This window comes from Ruminococcus flavefaciens, from assembly GCF_900116855.1.
Taxonomy (GTDB): Bacteria; Bacillota; Clostridia; order Oscillospirales; family Ruminococcaceae; genus Ruminococcus; species Ruminococcus flavefaciens_R.
In genome coordinates this window covers 60,547-77,171 of sequence record NZ_UETD01000002.1, presented here as the reverse complement: position 1 = coordinate 77,171, position 16,625 = coordinate 60,547, and the positions used below count along the sequence as shown (strand labels likewise).

Below are 16,625 nucleotides of genomic sequence, written 5' to 3'. Positions count from 1 at the left end.
AATACATAACGGAGGTTATAAAAATGACTTACAAGGAAAGTTTTATAAAATTCATGGTAGACTGCGGTGTGCTGACATTCGGAGAATTTACCCTCAAGAGCGGCAGAAAGGCTCCGTACTTTATCAATTGCGGAAATTATAAAACAGGTGCTCAGCTTGCAAAACTCGGTGAATACTACGCAGAATGCATTAATGCGAATAATATCCCTGTTGACACTCTTTTCGGACCTGCATATAAAGGCATTCCTCTGGCAGTTTCAGCAGTAGTTGCCCTCAGCAATAAGTTTGGCATCGATGTTTCCTACTGCTTCGACAGAAAAGAAGCAAAGGATCACGGTGAAGGCGGTATGTTTGTTGGTAAGACTCTTGAAGACGGCGAAAAGGTAGTTATTATCGATGATGTAATGACATCAGGCAAGGCTCTGAGAGAGTCAATGCCTAAGCTTATGACAGCCGCTGATGTAAATGTCACAGGCATGGTCATCACTGTTGACCGCATGGAAAAGGGCACAGGAGAGCTTTCAGCAGTTCAGGAAGTAAAGCGTGACTTTGGCGTTATTGTATATCCTATCGTAACTATGGAGGATATCATCGACGCCATCAGAAATGATATCGTTCCCGGCAAGGAATACCTTGACAAGATGCTCGAATACAGAGAGACATACGGAGTTAAATAATCGACAAAAGCCTGAGAGTTCATCTCAGGCTTTTAATTATATATTTCGGTCATTAGAAAAGAATTATAAGGAACTGTGATACAAGTACAACTGATATAAGTGCTACGGGATATGTTGCGGCGTATGCGGAGGCTACATTTTCTGTACCTGCTGTGCTTATAAGTGTACCGAGAGCAGGTGTTGAAGTCATACCGCCTGTGATAGAACCGAGGTTATTGAGTAGGCTGAGCTTCAGCACATACTTTGCAAACAAATAACCTATTACCATGGGGACTACTGTCATTATCATTCCGTAAACAAAGTATACAGCATCAAAATACTGTACAAACTTTGCTCCTCCGGATACTCCGGCACCGATAAGGAAGAACATGAGTCCCAGCTCACGGAATACCTTTAAGGTAGAATCCTTGGGAGTTACAGACAGCTTTCCGAAGTGTCCGAAATGTCCGAAGATAAGAGACACAAGCAGACATCCGCCCGTAGTGGAAAGTGAGAAATTACCAAACTTGAAGGAACCGAGAACTATTCCGATAACTGCTGCCAGTGCAAAAGGCATTATGCCAAAGCTATCCATCTCTATAAGCTTGTTCTCGCTTTTATCTTTCTCTTTCTTGCTCGATGTGGGAGCAAGAAGCTCACGCTCCTTAGCCATATCAGCCTTTGTCAGCTTGGGGACTATCTGTACAAAAAGAACTACACCGATAACTCCGAAGATATAAGCGATAGCATATCCGACAGATACTATACCCTGAAGATGATCTGTCTGTACCGCATCCTTTGCAGCTGAAAAACCCGGGGTACTTGTAAGAGCTCCCGAAAGGATACCTGTGAGCATTGCGGTTAACTCTTCTGTCGACAGATCGGTGAAGTTCCTGCCTATCATGATACAGCCTGCACAGGCAAGTCCTCCGCTGAGGATAATGATTATCGCCAGAAGTACGTATGATTTGAAGTTTTTCTTGAAGTTGCCAAAGAAATTAGGTCCTGCAATAAAGCCAACAGCTGTCACAAAAAGAATAAGTCCGAGATTATCAACTATTTTCAGGGCGTTTCCGACAAAGTCGGTATTGATCTCGTCAGAGAGCTGCTTATAGAAGATACATCCATAGATCAGAGCGACTATGAAAACTCCTGCTGTTCCGAGAGAGATACCTTTAATAGTAATTCTTCCGAGAATATATCCGAGAGCAGCAATAGCTATTACGGATATCATCAGGAATGAAACGCCGTGAATAGAAAGAATTCCGTCGAAAAAATCCATTATTTATCACTTAACTTTCTTTTATTAATACATATTTCGGGACGCCATTTCGGCGTCCCTTTTTAATTATTTCTTTCTTGCATAATGAGGGAGAAGCATAGGTGAAACTGTATCGCCTGCAACACCTGCAGCTTCGAGCTCCTTATTGAACTTCTCGATATGTGCGAGAGTGAGTCCCTGAGGCTCAGAGGTCTCCTTTGCTTTGGCGGAAGCGTATATACCAGCGTTTCTGCCGAAAACAATAACGTCAAGGAGAGAATTGCCCATAAGACGATTGCGTCCGTGGATACCGCCTGCTACCTCACCTGCTGCATAAAGGTTCTCAACGCCTGTTGCACAGTCGTCGGTAATATCAAGACCGCCGTTCTGGTAGTGAAGTGTAGGATAAACGAGTATCGGTTCCTTGCGGATGTCGATACCGTACTTGCCGAACATTCTCATCATGGCAGGAATACGCTTTTCAATGGTTCCTTCTCCGTGGATAAGCTCTATCATAGGAGTATCAAGCCAGATAGCCTTGCCGAGATTTGTCTCTATACCCTTATCACGAGCAGTACACTCGCGGATAATAGAAGCTGCAGTAACATCTCTGGTCTCGAGGGGATGCATAAATACATCACCGTCTATGTTAACGAGCTTTGCTCCAAGTGAACGAACCTTCTCGGTAACGAGAGCACCAAATATCTGCTCGGGATAGCCGGTTCCGGTGGGGTGATACTGGAGCGTATCAGCGTAAAGAAGCTTAGCTCCCACACGGTAGCCGAGTATAAGTCCATCAGCTGTAGCGCCGTAGTGGTTCGATGTGGGGAAGCCCTGATAATGAAGTCTTCCTGCACCGCCTGTTGCGATTATAACCGTCTTTGCTCTTGCAACGAGAAGCTCCTTTGTCTCCATATTCATAAGAACTGCACCTGCTGCCTTGCCGTTGCCATCGAGGATGATCTCAATTGCTGCTGTGAAGTCGATAACGGGTATACCGCGGTTGATTACCTCATCACGGAGTGTACGCATTATCTCAGCGCCTGAGTAGTCCTTTGCAGCGTGCATTCTCTTTCTTGAAGTACCGCCGCCGTGAGTCGTTACCATTGTGCCGTCGGGTTCCTTGTCGAACTCAACGCCAAGCTTGTTGAGCCACTGGATAGCTTCTGGAGCCTTTGTGACAAGCTTCTTTACAAGCTCTGGCTTTGCCGCGAAATGTCCGCCGCCGAAAGCGTCAAGGAAGTGGATCGCAGGAGAATCGTTAGGCTTATCAGCAGCCTGAATACCGCCCTCAGCCATCATTGTATTAGCGTCACCGATACGGAGCTTTGTAACGATCATTGTCTTTACGCCCGCTTCGTCAGCCTCGATAGCTGCGGAAGCACCTGCACCGCCGCCGCCGATAATAAGTACATCTGTCTCATAATCGGGAGCAGAAAGGTCTACATCAGCAGCAGATATCCTGCTCTTGCCCTGAAGAAGTGCAGCCAGCTGTGTAGGGACCTTATCGCCCTTGTTAACGCCTGCTGACAGGACTGTGAATTCGTCCTGCTTGTAATCGGGGTGGAAATGAGCAAGAAGGTCATCCTTTTCCTCAGCTGTCATACGTCTGGGTTCGAGAGCTGCGTTCTCGGCTCTTTTTTCTGCAACTACCTTTGCAAGTTCATTAAGCTTTTCTATCTTGTACATCTTCTCTCCCCCTTACTTCTCTATCTCACGGTGATTGTACATATCCTTGATCTCATCAAGATTATCTACAGCCTTTGTCATGAGCTCGGCGATCTTTTCATCAAAGATGCCCTCGTTTATCTCGTTTACCCTGTCTGTAAGATGTCTGCACTCGGGAGCGATATACTTACCGTTAAGGCGTCTTGCGAGCATAGCAACCTGAGGATGGGAGATGCCTGCGGGACAGCGTGATGAACATACGCCGCACATTACGCAGTCAAAGCTCTCCTCTGCACACTTGTCATACTCACCTCTCTGAGCGTATGCGATATACTGCATAACATTTAGCTCCTGAGTACAAGCCTTTGTACAGGCATTGCAGCCGATACAGCTGTATATCTCGGGATAGAGCTGCATCATTATCTGCTGTGTGGGCTTTATCTCCTCGATATTGTATACCCTCTTTTCAAGCGGGAAGAAAGGAAGCGTAGCAACATACATTCCCTCCTGTACCTCAGTCTGACAGGCAAGACATCCGTGAAGCTCTATCTCTCCCTTTATTCTGTAAATGGTAGCGCAGGCACCGCAGAAGCCGTTACGGCAGCCGCAGCCTCTTACAAGCTCATAGCCTGCATATTCCATAGCTGTCATTATTGTAAGACCTGCAGGCACCTGATATCTCTTGCCGAACAGGTAAACATTCAACATATTATCCATGCGAAATTCTCCTCCTTAATATTCATCAGGCAGCTCATCGAGCTGATCAAAGCGGAAAACAGGTCCGTCCTTGCAGACGTACTTGCTGCCGATATTGCAGCGTCCGCATTTTCCTACAGCACACTTCATGCGAAGCTCCATAGTTGTATAAACCTGAGTCTCTGTAAAGCCGAGCTCTTTAAGCCCTGCCAGAGTAAACTTGATCATTATAGGAGGTCCGCATATAAGAACTGTTTTGTTGATCGAAGGATTGAGCTCCTTGACGTAATTCGGAACAAATCCGACATGACCGTCCCAGCCCTCCTGAGGATTGTCGATAGTAAGGTTCACCTCAATACCGTCATCAGCCATCCACTCGTCAATGATCTCCTTGTAATCAACAAGGTCATCCTTTGAACGTGAACCGTAAACTATCTGCACATCGCCGTAATCAGAACGATTATCGCGGACATAATTGATAACCGAACGGAGCGGAGCAAGTCCGATACCGCCTGCGATAAACAGAAGATCCTTGCCCTTGAGGTCTGTTTCAACGGGAAAATGATTTCCGTAAGGTCCGCGGATAGTTATCTGCTGACCTACGTCCATAGCGTGAAGCCATGTTGTAAGGCAGCCGCACTTCTTTATGCTGAACTCCATAAATTCCTTATTTGTAGGAGAAGAAGTTATTGAAAACATACCCTCGCCGACGCCGGGGATAGAGAGCATAGCACACTGCCCGGGCATATGCTCGAAAACCTTGCCGCCCTCGGGAGAAACCACTCTGAAGGTCTTTACGTCGGGAGTATCCTGTCTTATATCGGTAACTACTCCTATGTAAGGTATCAATGTATCATTATTCATCACTTTACCTCCAATGCTTTCATTACCTTGACGATGTTCATGGAAATCGGACACTTGGACAAGCATCTTCCGCAGCCTACACAGCCGAATTCACCGTTATTATTTGCAGGGAAATATACAAGCTTGTGCATAAATCTCTGACGGAAACGCTCAAGCTGAGTAAGTCTTGGATTACCGTGAGCCATCTTAGTGAAATCAGAATACATACATGAATCCCAGCAGCGGAAACGCTTTATACCGTGACCTGTGTTGAAATCCTTGATATCATAGCACTGACAGGTGGGGCATACGAAAGTACAGGTTCCGCAGCCAAGACAGCTCTCGGAAAGCTCTCCCCATTTTTCTGAGTTGAAATGCTCCATCATGCGGTCTCCGCCGAAAGACTCGGTAGAAAGCCCTGCAAGAGGAAGCTTTTTGAGGATAGCTCTGGTCTTTTCGCGAGTCTCATCCAGCTTTGCGGTATCGCCCTCCTCAAGCAGAGATGAGACAGAGTCGATGAACTTCTGACCCTTATCGTTGTGAGCTTCAAAGAAAATGCTCTCACCGTCGCTCCAGCAGGCAGCGTCGCCCTCGGGAGCTGTAGCGTCTATGCCGAAAACTCCGCAGAAGCAGGTCTCGGAAGGACGTGTGCAAGCCATAGTTACTACAGTACCGTGCTCGCGGCGTGTCTTGTAGTAGCTGTCAACAGGCTCTGCGAGAAATACCTTGTCAAGAATAGTGAAGCTTCTTGCATCACAGGCACGGACGCCGAAGATCACAAAATCCTCAGATTCCTTGCGTATATCAATGACTTCGATATTCTTGCCTTCCATTTTGAAGTCAACAAGGTTCTCTGTCTGCGGGAAGAAGAAATCCTTTGCACTTCTTACGGTATTAAGAGCGCTGCTAAGCTTCATGCCGCTCTCATACTTTCTGTATTCAGCCGAACCGTCCTCACGGTCTGTGGGGATATACAGAGTCTGAGAAGCTGAGATAGCCTCAAAGAGTTCATCTAACTTATCAAGTGATATTTTCAGCATTACTCAACTCCCCTTTCATGAACGATACTTGCTTCACAGTCATCGGTCTTGTAATCATTAAGAGGAGCTCTTGAGGTAGTATCCTCACCTGCCTGATAGTTGCCGTACAGAGAATTGATATCCTTGATAAACTTTCTGTTGAGCAGATGCAGCGGTATATTCTGAGGACAAACTCTTGAACACTCGCCGCAGTCCGTACATCTTCCCGCAACATGGAATGCACGGATTATATGGAACATATTCTCCTCAAAGCTGTCAGCAGGTGCCTTGTTCTCAACGCCCGAGTCAGGATTATCGAACACGCACTTTTCGCAAGTGCAGGCAGGACAGACATTTCTGCAGGCGTTGCAGCGAATACACTTTGAAAGCTGTTCTCTCCAGAAGTCATATCTCTCCTGAGCAGACATATTCTCAAGCTTCTCTACCATATCGAAACGGTTTGATTCGAGGACATCTCCGTCTTCGCCGATCAGCTCATCATATACAACATGTTTTTTGCTCTTACAGCTCTCACACTTTGTGCTGAGCGCTTCATAATAGGGCATTTTCTCCTCACCATAGAGGGTATCTATTACAAGTGTACCGTTATCGTTTTTCGCTCCGAGTATTCCTGTGATCCCCTTTGCCTTTATCTTTTCAGCATCAAGCTTCGGACCGCCGGGAATTCCGATGATATAAACGTTATCGCGAACAACTCTGTGCTCTTTGGTAAGCTGATTGAAGCTGTATGTATCACAAGGCTTCAGAAAAGCAAGTATCTTGCCTTCCTTCCTGCTCTCTTTTACGAGATACTTTGAAACATTTGCTGCTGTAAAATCGTCATAAACGAATTCAGCGTCAAGCTCTTCAGCTGTTTCAAAAATTGCGGGAGTAACATCGTATACGAACTCTCCCCTCTTCCAGCCGATGACACGGTTTACGGTGCCGTCAGCCAGAAGCTGTTTGGCTCTGTTTATCATTGCTTCCTGCATCGTAGATCCTCCAGTCTGCGGTTAGGTCCGAGCTTCTTTACTGCTTCTGTAAACTCGTTCATAGTAGCCGCGAATTTAGCTCCCTCGGCAGCCGATACCCATTCAACTCTTGTTCTGTCGCGCTCTATTCCGAGGAAATCAAGCATACTGAACAGAAGAGTCATTCTTCTTCTCGTGAAGTAGTTGCCTGAGGTATAGTGACAGTCTCCCGGATGGCAGCCGCAGAGGATGACTCCGTCAGCACCGCGCTGGAAGGCTCTCAGAATGAACATTGGATTTACTCTGCATGAGCAGGGTACTCTGATTATCTTTACATTTGTAGGATAGTTAAGTCTGTTGGTTCCCGAAAGATCGGCTCCTGCGTAAGAACACCAGTTACAGCAGAAGGCAACGATCAGCGGTTCAAACTCTTTATTCTCATTTACTTGCATATTGCGTCTACCTCCGCCATTATCTGACTGTTAGAGAAACCGTTGAGATCCATAGCTCCCGACGGACAAGCTACCGTACAAGCGCCGCAGCCCTGACATACCGCAGGGTTAACACTTGCAACGCGACGAATAGCTGTTGTTCTGTCTGGCATTCTGAACTCCTTATCCTCGTATGTGATAGCTCCGTAGGGACAAACCTTTTCACAGGATGAGCAGCCGTTGCACATAAGCTCATTTGAATGAGCAACGCAAGGATTGCAGGTTATGCTGTTCTTCACAAGAAGACCGATAGCCTTTGCAGCTGCCGCACTTGCCTGAGCTACTGTCTCGGGGATATCCTTCGGCCCCTGACAAGCACCTGAAAGGAATATACCTGCCGTAGCGCTCTCTACAGGACGAAGCTTTGGATGAGCTTCAGTAAAGAAGTCATTGGTATCCATCTGAGTTGTAAGCATAGTTGCAAGAGGACGAGCTGTCTTGTCAGGCTCGATAGCTGCTGCAAGAACTACCATATCAGCATCGATATGAAGCTGTTCATTTGCAAGAAGGTCAGAAGCCTGAACATCTATCTTTCCGTCTGAACGAGGTGTGACTTTACCAACCATTCCCTTGATGTAGTGAACGTTGTACTGCTCAACCGCACGGCGGTAGAACTCATCGAAGTTCTTTCCGGGTGTACGAACATCTATGTAGAATACATACACTTCTGTATCCGGATATTTCTCACGGATAAGCATTGCGTGTTTAGCAGTGTACATACAGCATATCTTTGAGCAGTAGGGCTTTCCCTTGCTGTCGTCGCATCTTGAACCGACACACTGAACAAATACTATCTTGTGAGGATGTGTCTTATCGGAAGGACGAAGAAGTGTACCGCCGTTAGGACCTGCAGCGTTCATGAGACGCTCAAGCTCCAGAGAAGTAACGACGTCAGGACATTGATTATATGCAAATTCATCATACTTATCCAGCTTGATAGGATTGAAGCCTGTAGCAACAACGATAGCACCATACTTCTGCTCGATGAAGCGATCCTGCTGCTTGTAGTCGATAGCTCCCACAGAGCATACCTTTGAGCAGACACCGCACTTTCCGTTCTTGAGCATCATGCAGTAGTTGGGGTCAATAGTCGCTACCTTTGGAACTGCCTGAGCAAACGGGATATAAACTGCTGTTCTGTTATCCAGTCCCATATTGAATTCGTTGGGAACTTTTTTCATGGGACATTTTTCGGTACAAAGACCACAGCCCGTACACTTGGTCTCATCGACATAACGTGCCTTTTTCTTGATAGTAACTGTAAAGTTTCCAACAAAGCCCTTTACATCGGTAACTTCACTGAAAGAATGAATAGTTATATGCTCATTCTGTGAAGCTTCAACCATCTTAGGGGTAAGTATACAAGCAGCACAGTCAAGTGTCGGAAAAGTCTTATCTATCTGAGCCATCTTACCGCCGATAGTAGGCTGCTTCTCAACGATGTCAACGTCAAAGCCAGCCTCTGCGATATCAAGAGCAGTCTGTATACCTGCGATACCGCCGCCGATAACGAGAGCTCTCTTCGCAACAGGGCTCTCACCAGCTGTAAGAGGAGCGTTGAGGTGTACCTTAGCAATGGCAGCCTTGCCGAGGATTATAGCCTTATCTGTTGCAGTTGCTATATCCTTGTGTATCCATGAACACTGCTCACGGATGTTGGCGATCTCAACAAGATAAGGGTTAAGTCCTGCTGCCGCCGCAGCCTTTCTGAATGTATTTTCATGCATTCTCGGAGAACATGAACAGATAACGATACCTGTGAGGTTATGTTCCTTGATCGCATTCTTTACAAGATTCTGTCCCGATTCAGAGCACATATACTGGTAATCCTGAGAGATGACCACGCCCGGCTCATGACCAAGAGTTTCCGCAACAGTCTTGACATCTACTGTTGCAGCGATATTCGTTCCGCAATGACAGACGAAAACGCCTATTCTCTGCATAGTGTGATCTCCTCCTTACTTAATGTACTTTCTGAAAGCTGTTACGATAGCCTGCTGAGGCAGATCGTCATCAAGCATTTCAGGTATCTGATTGGGATTCATATGGTTATTGCCCTGCTGACGTACAGCCGCAAGCCTTACAGCCTCAACGACCTTCGCAGGCTCAACATTACGGGGACATCTGTCAACACAGGCAAAGCAAGTCAGACATTTGTATATGGACTTTGAATTCATCAAAGTCTCTATGTCACCGCGTTCGACCATGTAAACGAACTGATGAGGATGATACTCCATCTCGTCATATGAAGGGCAGGTGCCTGAGCATTTGCCGCAGCGCATACACTTCAGAACGTTTACTCCGCTGGCGCGAAGCACCTGTTCCTTTAAATTCTTATTCATTGCTTTCCTCCTTCACGCCAAGAGCTTCTGCAAGAAGCTCGGTAAAGTAGTAAACAGGAAGCTCGGAGCCCGAGCTCTTTTTCAGATTATACAAGCAGAGAGGACAGGCTGTGATGACCATATCAGCTCCCTGATCTGCGGCAGAACGCATTACAGCATTGCTTCTTTTAGCTGCCTGATCCTTGTCCTCAAGAGTGATATATCCGCCGCAGCACTCGTTTCTCTGAGCGTATATAACAGGAGTTCCTCCGATAGCCTTTATAAAATCTTCCATGATAGAAGGATTTTCGGGATCGTCCATTGCAAGCGCCTTTGACGGACGGAGCAGGAGACATCCGTAGTAAGCAGCTATCTTTTTGCCCTTGAACGGATTGACTACCTTCTGTGCAAGGTTATCAAAGCCAACAACATCTCGGAGCATCTCAAGATAGTGATAAACAGTGGTCTCACCGTTATACGGCTCATCAAGCTTTAAATAATTATTGACCTTAGAAGCCATCTCCTCGTCATGGAGAATATCATAATTGGTCTGCTTTATAACGTTATGACAGGCTGAACAGACTGTGATAAGAGGTCTGCTGTTCATCTTGGCTGAATTGAGCGTTCTTACAGCTGAAAGCTTGGTCGCGATCTCATCTTTCGCTGTTGTGTAAGCACCGCCGCAGCACTGCCAGTCAGCAGGCTCCTCAAGATTGATACCGAGAGCTTCGGCAGAAGACCTTGCGTATGTATCAAGGTCTTTTGCTTTTGTTCTCAGCGTACAGCCAGGGTAGTAGGTAAAAGTTTCCATATGTACGCTTCCTTTCGTATTTATCAAACCATTTCTTCGGGGTGGAAGACTTCATCGAACTTCTCGGCAGTGAGAAAACCAAGTTCAACACAAGCTTCCTTCAGAGAAACATTGTCCTTGAATGCTTTTTTAGCAGTCTTTGCAGCATTCTCATATCCGATATAGGGATTGAGAGCTGTAACAAGCATAAGGGAATTGTAAAGGTTATGATGCATTTTCTCCTTGTTCGCCTTTATTCCTACCGCACAGTTTTTGTTGAAGGACGTAATAGACTCAGCAAGAAGTCTTGCGGACTGAAGAAAATTATATGCACACACAGGCATGAACACGTTCAGTTCAAAGTTGCCCTGCGAAGCCGCCATGCCGACTGCAACATCATTGCCCATAACCTGAACAGCCACCATTGTTACCTGCTCACATTGTGTAGGGTTGACCTTTCCCGGCATGATAGATGAACCCGGCTCATTCTCGGGAATAAATATCTCGCCAAGACCGTCTCTGGGCCCCGATGCAAGCCATCTTACATCATTTGCTATCTTCATCATATCAGCAGCAAGAGCCTTGAGAGCTCCATGAGCGAACACGATCTCATCCTTTGAGGTGAGTGAATGGAATTTATTGGGAGAAGTGATAAACTTCTTACCTGTCAGCTTACTGATATTTTCAGCAGCCTTTTCGGCAAAGCCCTTGGGAGCATTCAGACCTGTTCCGACAGCTGTGCCGCCAAGAGCAAGCTCTTTAAGCTCATTGCAAGCAGAAAGTATCATCTTTCTGTCTTTTTCAAGAGATGCTCTCCAGCCGCTTATCTCCTGAGAGAATTTAATGGGAGTGGCATCCTGAAGATGAGTTCTTCCACTCTTGACTATACCCTCATTCTCCGCTTCAAGTCTCTTGAAGGTATCGATCAATGTATCAACAGCAGGAATGACCTTATCTTCAAGAGCAACAACTGCTGCGATATGCATAGCAGTAGGGAAAGTGTCATTAGACGACTGACTCATATTAATGTCATCGTTTGGATGGAGAAGCTTTTCGCCTGCGATCTCATTTCCTCTGTTGGCAATAACTTCATTGGCATTCATGTTTGACTGAGTGCCGCTGCCTGTCTGCCATACAACAAGTGGAAAATGGTCATTGAGAGACCCGCTGATCACTTCGTCACAAGCCTGAGATATAGCATCAAGCTTTTTGTCGGTCATTCTTTCTGGCTTCAGCTCGTGATTAGAAAGAGCTGCAGCCTTCTTGAGAATGCCGAAGGCGTGAGTGATCTCTCTTGGCATAGTTTCAATACCGACGCCAATAAGAAAATTCTCATGGCTTCTTTCGGTCTGGGCAGCCCAGTACTTATCGGCAGGAACCTTAACTTCGCCCATAGAATCATGTTCGATACGATAATCCATATATATCCTCTCCCCTGACGCTTGGTATATCACGCCTTTCGGCGCAATAACACCTGTTTCAACATTTCTATACATTATAAGTATACCAGTAACTCAGGATAAATTCAAATTCAGTTTCAGAATATCGCTATTCTGATATTGATATATAATTAACAATGATATATCCATCCTCTGATGCTGTAATATAAAAATGATATATTTGTTTTTATATCACATTTTTGTTGCGTACATTTATTTCAGAACAGTTGGTCATTTTTTTGTTGCATTTGACTTACAAAGCTCTAATGTCCCTTGTTTTTATACTGATTATTACCAAACAGCAGTATTTGCGCAGGACAAACAAACGAAGAAAAAGCGAGTCGTCATCTTCTTGGCGAAGCAATAATGCAGCCGAAAAATATATGCATTTTTAGAATGCTAATATATAATCCTATATATGTAGCTCTATAAACATTGATAATTTTTTCACACTTTCAAACATAAAAAACGGAACAGCAACTGCTGTTCCGTTTCAAAATTACTCTTTTTCAGCTCCTTCAATGTTGTTTAAACAATACGAAAGAGTTGTCAGACTGTCACCGAGGTGGACGTTTTCGACAGCCACACCCTTGTGAGCAACTTTAAGGTCATAGTGTGTAAAATTCCAGAAAGCCTTTATGCCGCAGCTTATAAGCGTATTCGCAAGCTTTTCAGCTGCCTGCATCGGTACACAGAGTATGGCGGCAACAGGTTTGTTTTCAGCACAAAAAGAACTCAGCTCATCAACGCTTCTGACCTTGAGCTCGCCTATCTCCTTGCCAATGAGTTCTTCATTGATATCGAATGCGCCAATAAGATCAAATCCTTTGTTATGGAAGTCAATATGCGCAGCTATAGCCTTTCCGAGATTTCCTGCACCCAGAAGAATCATAGGTGTCTGCTTGTCAAGACCAAGTATCTTTCCGATCTCCATTCTGAGATCGCTGACATTATAGCCGTATCCCTGCTGACCAAACTCGCCAAAGCAATTAAAATCCTGCCTTATCTGCGAAGCGGTAAGTCCCATTTCTCAGAAAGCTCTCTTGAAGATATGCGGACATATCCGTTGTTCTCAAGCTCGCCGAGAAAGCGGTAATACCTTGGAAGCCTTCTTATGACAGAGTTGGATATTGAGTTTTTTGACATTGTTCTATGCCTTCTCTCTTATCACATTAATTTGTCGAGTCTGACCTTTATCTCGTCAAGGAAAGTCTTTGAATCAACCTTCTTCTTGTTGTCCAGCTTTGAGATAAGGTAAAGATCGCCTGTCATAACGCCTTCCTCAATAGTCTGTATTGTAGCCTTTTCAAGCTTATCTGCAAAGTCGCAGAGCTCAGGAGTTCCGTCAAGCTCTCCTCTCTTCCTGAGAGCACCGCTCCATGCAAAGATCGTTGCAACAGAGTTGGTAGATGTCTCCTCACCCTTCAGATACTTATAGTAATGACGCTGAACAGTACCATGAGCAGCTTCATACTCATAAATTCCGTCAGGAGAAACAAGTACAGAAGTCATCATAGCAAGACTTCCGTAAGCTGTGGATACCATATCAGACATTACGTCGCCGTCATAGTTCTTACAAGCCCAGATATATCCGCCGTTTGAACGTATAACTCTTGCAACTGCATCATCGATAAGTGTATAGAAGTATTCGATGCCGGCTGCTTCGTACTTCTCCTTGTACTCATTATCGTAGATCTCCTGGAAGATATCCTTGAAGCGGTGATCATACTTCTTGGAGATAGTGTCCTTTGAAGCGAACCACACATCCTGCTTGAGATCAAGACCGTAGTTAAGGCAAGCTCTTGCAAAGCCTGCGATAGAAGCATCAAGGTTGTGGAGTCCCTGAATGATACCGTCGCACTTTGTGAAGTCATGGATGAGTTCACGGGTCTCATTGCCGTTTTCATCTGTTACGACAAGCTCAGCCTTGCTGCCCTTGCTTACGCGCATCTCTGTATTCTTGTAAACATCGCCATATGCGTGACGTGCAATTGTGATAGGCTTTGTCCATGTGGGAATGTAGGGCTCGATACCCTTTACGATAATAGGAGTACGGAAAACAGTGCCATCAAGAGCTGCACGGATAGTTCCGTTAGGAGACTTCCACATCTGAGTAAGGTTGTACTCAGGCATTCTTGCAGCGTTAGGTGTGATAGTTGCACACTTTACTGCTACACCGTATTTCTTTGTAGCTTCGGCAGAGTCTATTGTTACCTGATCCTTAGTCTCTTCTCTGTGCTTGAGACCGAGATCATAGTATTCTGTATTAAGCTCCACATATGGTTCAAGAAGAGTTTCCTTGATCCACTGCCAGAGGATTCTTGTCATCTCGTCGCCGTCCATCTCAACGAGAGGAGTTTTCATGGTTATTTTAGCCATTGGATTGTACCTCCTTTGTACTTCAACAGGGTATTAAAAGTGCATTTGAATTATAGATAATATATCGCTGTATTACTTCATGGACTCTCTTGTATAATCAAGAAGTCCGCCGGCAAGCATGATGTCCTTTGTACGTCCTGAAAGCTCACAGAGTACAGGTATCTCCTTGCCGTTAGTCTTGTTTACAACTGTAAGCTCAGACTTTCCTTCTTCTACTGCCTTTCTTACATCAGCAAGAACGAGCTCATCGCCCTGAGCAATGCTGTCGTAATCAGCCTCGTTAACAAAAGTCAGAGGAAGTATACCTGCATTTATAAGGTTAGCACGGTGGATTCTTGCGAATGACTTTACCAGAACAGCCTTTACGCCAAGGTAAAGAGGAGCAAGTGCAGCGTGCTCTCTGGATGATCCCTGTCCGTAGTTTGAACCGCCTACGATAATGCTCTTGCCGAGTGATTTTGCTCTCTCAGGGAAGCTCTCATCACATACAGCGAAGCAGTGCTGCGAGATCTTCGGGATATTTGAACGGAGAGGAAGTATCTTTGCACCTGCGGGCATGATGTGGTCTGTTGTTATATTGTCTCCTACCTTGAGTGACACAGGAGCGTCAATAGTCTCAAGGAGAGGTGAAGTCTCGGGATAAGGCTTGATGTTGGGTCCGCGGAGTATCTCAACGCTGTCCATCTCAGCCTCAGATACAGGAGGAACTATCATATTATCATTGATAACAAATTCCTCGGGAAGCTTGAAGTCAGGCATATCGCCAAGCTCTCTGGGATCGGTGAGATAACCTGTAAGAGCAGAAACTGCTGCCATTTCAGGAGATACAAGGTAAATCTGTCCGTCCTTTGTGCCTGAGCGCCCTTCAAAGTTTCTGTTGAAGGTACGGAGAGAGATACCCTTTGAGTTAGGAGACTGTCCCATACCGATACAAGGACCGCAAGCACTTTCGAGAATTCTTGCACCTGCATCGATAAGAATAGAAAGTGCGCCGTTCTGAGCCAGCATATTGAGTACCTGCTTGGAACCGGGAGCGATAGCAAGCGAAACATCGGGATTAACAGTCTTTCCCTTTAAGATATGAGCTACCTTGAGCATATCAAGGAGTGAAGAGTTTGTACAAGAACCGATGCAAACCTGATCTATTTTCAGTCTGCCGATCTCCTCAACGCTCTTTACATTGTCAGGCGAATGAGGACAGGCTGCCAGAGGAACGAGCTTACTCAGATCAATGTGGAGCTCTTCATCGTAAACAGCGTCAGGATCAGCTGCAAGAGGAGTCCATACTTCTTCACGCTTCTGAGCCTTGAGGAACTGTTTTGTGATCTCATCCGAGGGGAATACAGATGTTGTTGCTCCGAGCTCTGCGCCCATATTTGTGATAGTTGCTCTCTCGGGAACAGAAAGTGTCTTTACGCCTTCGCCGCAATACTCGATGACCTTGCCTACGCCGCCCTTTACAGACATTCTTCTCAGAACTTCAAGGATAACATCCTTGGCAGCAACCCACGGCTGAAGCTTTCCTGTGAGTTCAACTTTAACTACCTTAGGACAGGTAATATAATAAGCACCGCCGCCCATAGCAACAGCAACATCAAGTCCGCCTGCACCAATAGCGATCATACCGATACCGCCGCCTGTGGGAGTATGGCTGTCAGAACCGATAAGTGTCTTTCCGGGGATACCGAAGCGTTCCAGATGTACCTGATGGCAGATACCGTTACCGGGACGAGAGAAGTAAATTCCATGCTTCTTGGCAACACTTCCGATAAATCTGTGGTCATCTGCGTTCTCGAAGCCGTTCTGGAGAGTATTGTGATCTATGTAAGCGACCGAGCGCTCGGTCTTTACACGAGGCACACCGATAGCCTCGAACTCGAGGTATGCCATTGTACCTGTTGCATCCTGTGTAAGAGTCTGATCGATACGGATACCGATCTCCTGTCCCTTCACATATTCACCGTCAACAAGGTGCGCTCTGAGGATCTTTTCAGTTAAAGTTAAACCCATTGAAGATCATTCCTTTCAATACATAAGAATACATTTTAATTGTACAACATTTTACTCAGTTTGTCAAGAATTAAACAAAGT

The 16,625-nt window shown here is 45.6% G+C and carries 14 protein-coding genes and 1 pseudogene; 1 reads left to right on the top strand and 14 read right to left on the bottom strand.

The annotated features are described in order from the left end of the window. The first annotated feature begins 23 nt into the window (after positions 1 to 23). Entirely contained in the window at positions 24 to 677 is a 654-nt protein-coding gene (gene pyrE, locus DSZ37_RS00380) for an orotate phosphoribosyltransferase (protein ID WP_109725361.1), read from the top strand. Between the two features lie 52 nt (positions 678 to 729). On the opposite strand, the gene DSZ37_RS00375 is transcribed toward pyrE, so the two are convergent. The 14 genes and pseudogenes from DSZ37_RS00375 to DSZ37_RS00310 all read right to left on the bottom strand — a co-directional run bounded on the left by DSZ37_RS00375 (position 730) and on the right by DSZ37_RS00310 (position 16,544). Continuing rightward, positions 730 to 1,938, bottom strand: coding sequence for a permease (locus DSZ37_RS00375; RefSeq protein WP_109725004.1), 1,209 nt, complete (start codon positions 1,936 to 1,938; stop codon positions 730 to 732). A 66-nt stretch (positions 1,939 to 2,004) separates the two neighbouring features. After that, positions 2,005 to 3,606, bottom strand: a complete 1,602-nt coding sequence (locus DSZ37_RS00370) for an FAD-dependent oxidoreductase (protein WP_109725003.1) — start codon at positions 3,604 to 3,606, stop codon at positions 2,005 to 2,007. Positions 3,607 to 3,618: 12 nt separating this feature from the next. After that, entirely contained in the window at positions 3,619 to 4,302 is a 684-nt protein-coding gene (locus DSZ37_RS00365; protein ID WP_109725002.1) for a 4Fe-4S dicluster domain-containing protein, read from the bottom strand. Positions 4,303 to 4,317: 15 nt separating this feature from the next. Next, positions 4,318 to 5,145: an FAD/NAD(P)-binding protein gene (locus tag DSZ37_RS00360; protein ID WP_109725001.1), complete on the bottom strand. Its 828-nt coding sequence runs from the start codon at positions 5,143 to 5,145 to the stop codon at positions 4,318 to 4,320. Beyond that, complete coding sequence (locus tag DSZ37_RS00355; protein ID WP_109725000.1) at positions 5,145 to 6,164, bottom strand: 4Fe-4S dicluster domain-containing protein; 1,020 nt, start codon at positions 6,162 to 6,164, stop codon at positions 5,145 to 5,147. The genes DSZ37_RS00360 and DSZ37_RS00355 overlap by 1 nt, the downstream gene beginning before the upstream one ends. Further along, a complete protein-coding gene (locus tag DSZ37_RS00350) occupies positions 6,164 to 7,135 on the bottom strand; it encodes a 4Fe-4S dicluster domain-containing protein (RefSeq protein ID WP_109724999.1) in 972 nt (323 codons plus the stop codon). Before DSZ37_RS00350 ends, DSZ37_RS00355 begins: the two co-directional genes overlap by 1 nt. Beyond that, a complete protein-coding gene (locus tag DSZ37_RS00345; protein ID WP_028520576.1) occupies positions 7,120 to 7,566 on the bottom strand; it encodes a hydrogenase iron-sulfur subunit in 447 nt (148 codons plus the stop codon). The genes DSZ37_RS00350 and DSZ37_RS00345 overlap by 16 nt, the downstream gene beginning before the upstream one ends. Next, on the bottom strand, positions 7,557 to 9,548 hold the full coding sequence (locus tag DSZ37_RS00340; protein ID WP_109724998.1) for a CoB--CoM heterodisulfide reductase iron-sulfur subunit A family protein: 1,992 nt from the start codon (positions 9,546 to 9,548) through the stop codon (positions 7,557 to 7,559). The genes DSZ37_RS00345 and DSZ37_RS00340 overlap by 10 nt, the downstream gene beginning before the upstream one ends. A 15-nt stretch (positions 9,549 to 9,563) precedes the next feature. Next, on the bottom strand, positions 9,564 to 9,947 hold the full coding sequence (locus DSZ37_RS00335; protein WP_109724997.1) for a 4Fe-4S dicluster domain-containing protein: 384 nt from the start codon (positions 9,945 to 9,947) through the stop codon (positions 9,564 to 9,566). Next, positions 9,940 to 10,737, bottom strand: coding sequence for a CoB--CoM heterodisulfide reductase iron-sulfur subunit B family protein (locus DSZ37_RS00330; protein ID WP_109724996.1), 798 nt, complete (start codon positions 10,735 to 10,737; stop codon positions 9,940 to 9,942). The genes DSZ37_RS00335 and DSZ37_RS00330 overlap by 8 nt, the downstream gene beginning before the upstream one ends. A gap of 23 nt (positions 10,738 to 10,760) precedes the next feature. Further along, positions 10,761 to 12,137: a class II fumarate hydratase gene (gene fumC, locus DSZ37_RS00325; protein ID WP_109724995.1), complete on the bottom strand. Its 1,377-nt coding sequence runs from the start codon at positions 12,135 to 12,137 to the stop codon at positions 10,761 to 10,763. Between the two features lie 517 nt (positions 12,138 to 12,654). Beyond that, positions 12,655 to 13,301: pseudogene (locus tag DSZ37_RS00320) on the bottom strand (redox-sensing transcriptional repressor Rex). A gap of 21 nt (positions 13,302 to 13,322) precedes the next feature. After that, positions 13,323 to 14,534 (bottom strand): NADP-dependent isocitrate dehydrogenase, encoded by a 1,212-nt coding sequence (locus tag DSZ37_RS00315; RefSeq protein ID WP_109724994.1) that lies wholly within the window; start codon positions 14,532 to 14,534, stop codon positions 13,323 to 13,325. 72 nt (positions 14,535 to 14,606) lie between these two features. Next, on the bottom strand, positions 14,607 to 16,544 hold the full coding sequence (locus DSZ37_RS00310) for an aconitate hydratase (RefSeq protein ID WP_109724993.1): 1,938 nt from the start codon (positions 16,542 to 16,544) through the stop codon (positions 14,607 to 14,609). Positions 16,545 to 16,625 lie beyond the last annotated feature (81 nt).

Excerpts from the sequence above, each read along its gene's own strand:
- DSZ37_RS00375 (WP_109725004.1), bottom strand. The coding sequence starts at position 1,938 with ATGGATTTTTTCGACGGAATTCTTTCTATTCACGGCGTTTCATTCCTG.
- DSZ37_RS00355 (WP_109725000.1), bottom strand. The coding sequence starts at position 6,164 with ATGCTGAAAATATCACTTGATAAGTTAGATGAACTCTTTGAGGCTATC.
- DSZ37_RS00350 (WP_109724999.1), bottom strand. The coding sequence starts at position 7,135 with ATGCAGGAAGCAATGATAAACAGAGCCAAACAGCTTCTGGCTGACGGC.
- DSZ37_RS00360 (WP_109725001.1), bottom strand. The coding sequence starts at position 5,145 with ATGAATAATGATACATTGATACCTTACATAGGAGTAGTTACCGATATA.
- DSZ37_RS00365 (WP_109725002.1), bottom strand. The coding sequence starts at position 4,302 with ATGGATAATATGTTGAATGTTTACCTGTTCGGCAAGAGATATCAGGTG.
- DSZ37_RS00345 (WP_028520576.1), bottom strand. The coding sequence starts at position 7,566 with ATGCAAGTAAATGAGAATAAAGAGTTTGAACCGCTGATCGTTGCCTTC.
- pyrE (WP_109725361.1), top strand. The coding sequence starts at position 24 with ATGACTTACAAGGAAAGTTTTATAAAATTCATGGTAGACTGCGGTGTG.
- DSZ37_RS00340 (WP_109724998.1), bottom strand. The coding sequence starts at position 9,548 with ATGCAGAGAATAGGCGTTTTCGTCTGTCATTGCGGAACGAATATCGCT.
- DSZ37_RS00310 (WP_109724993.1), bottom strand. The coding sequence starts at position 16,544 with ATGGGTTTAACTTTAACTGAAAAGATCCTCAGAGCGCACCTTGTTGAC.
- DSZ37_RS00315 (WP_109724994.1), bottom strand. The coding sequence starts at position 14,534 with ATGGCTAAAATAACCATGAAAACTCCTCTCGTTGAGATGGACGGCGAC.
- DSZ37_RS00335 (WP_109724997.1), bottom strand. The coding sequence starts at position 9,947 with ATGAATAAGAATTTAAAGGAACAGGTGCTTCGCGCCAGCGGAGTAAAC.
- DSZ37_RS00330 (WP_109724996.1), bottom strand. The coding sequence starts at position 10,737 with ATGGAAACTTTTACCTACTACCCTGGCTGTACGCTGAGAACAAAAGCA.
- fumC (WP_109724995.1), bottom strand. The coding sequence starts at position 12,137 with ATGGATTATCGTATCGAACATGATTCTATGGGCGAAGTTAAGGTTCCT.
- DSZ37_RS00370 (WP_109725003.1), bottom strand. The coding sequence starts at position 3,606 with ATGTACAAGATAGAAAAGCTTAATGAACTTGCAAAGGTAGTTGCAGAA.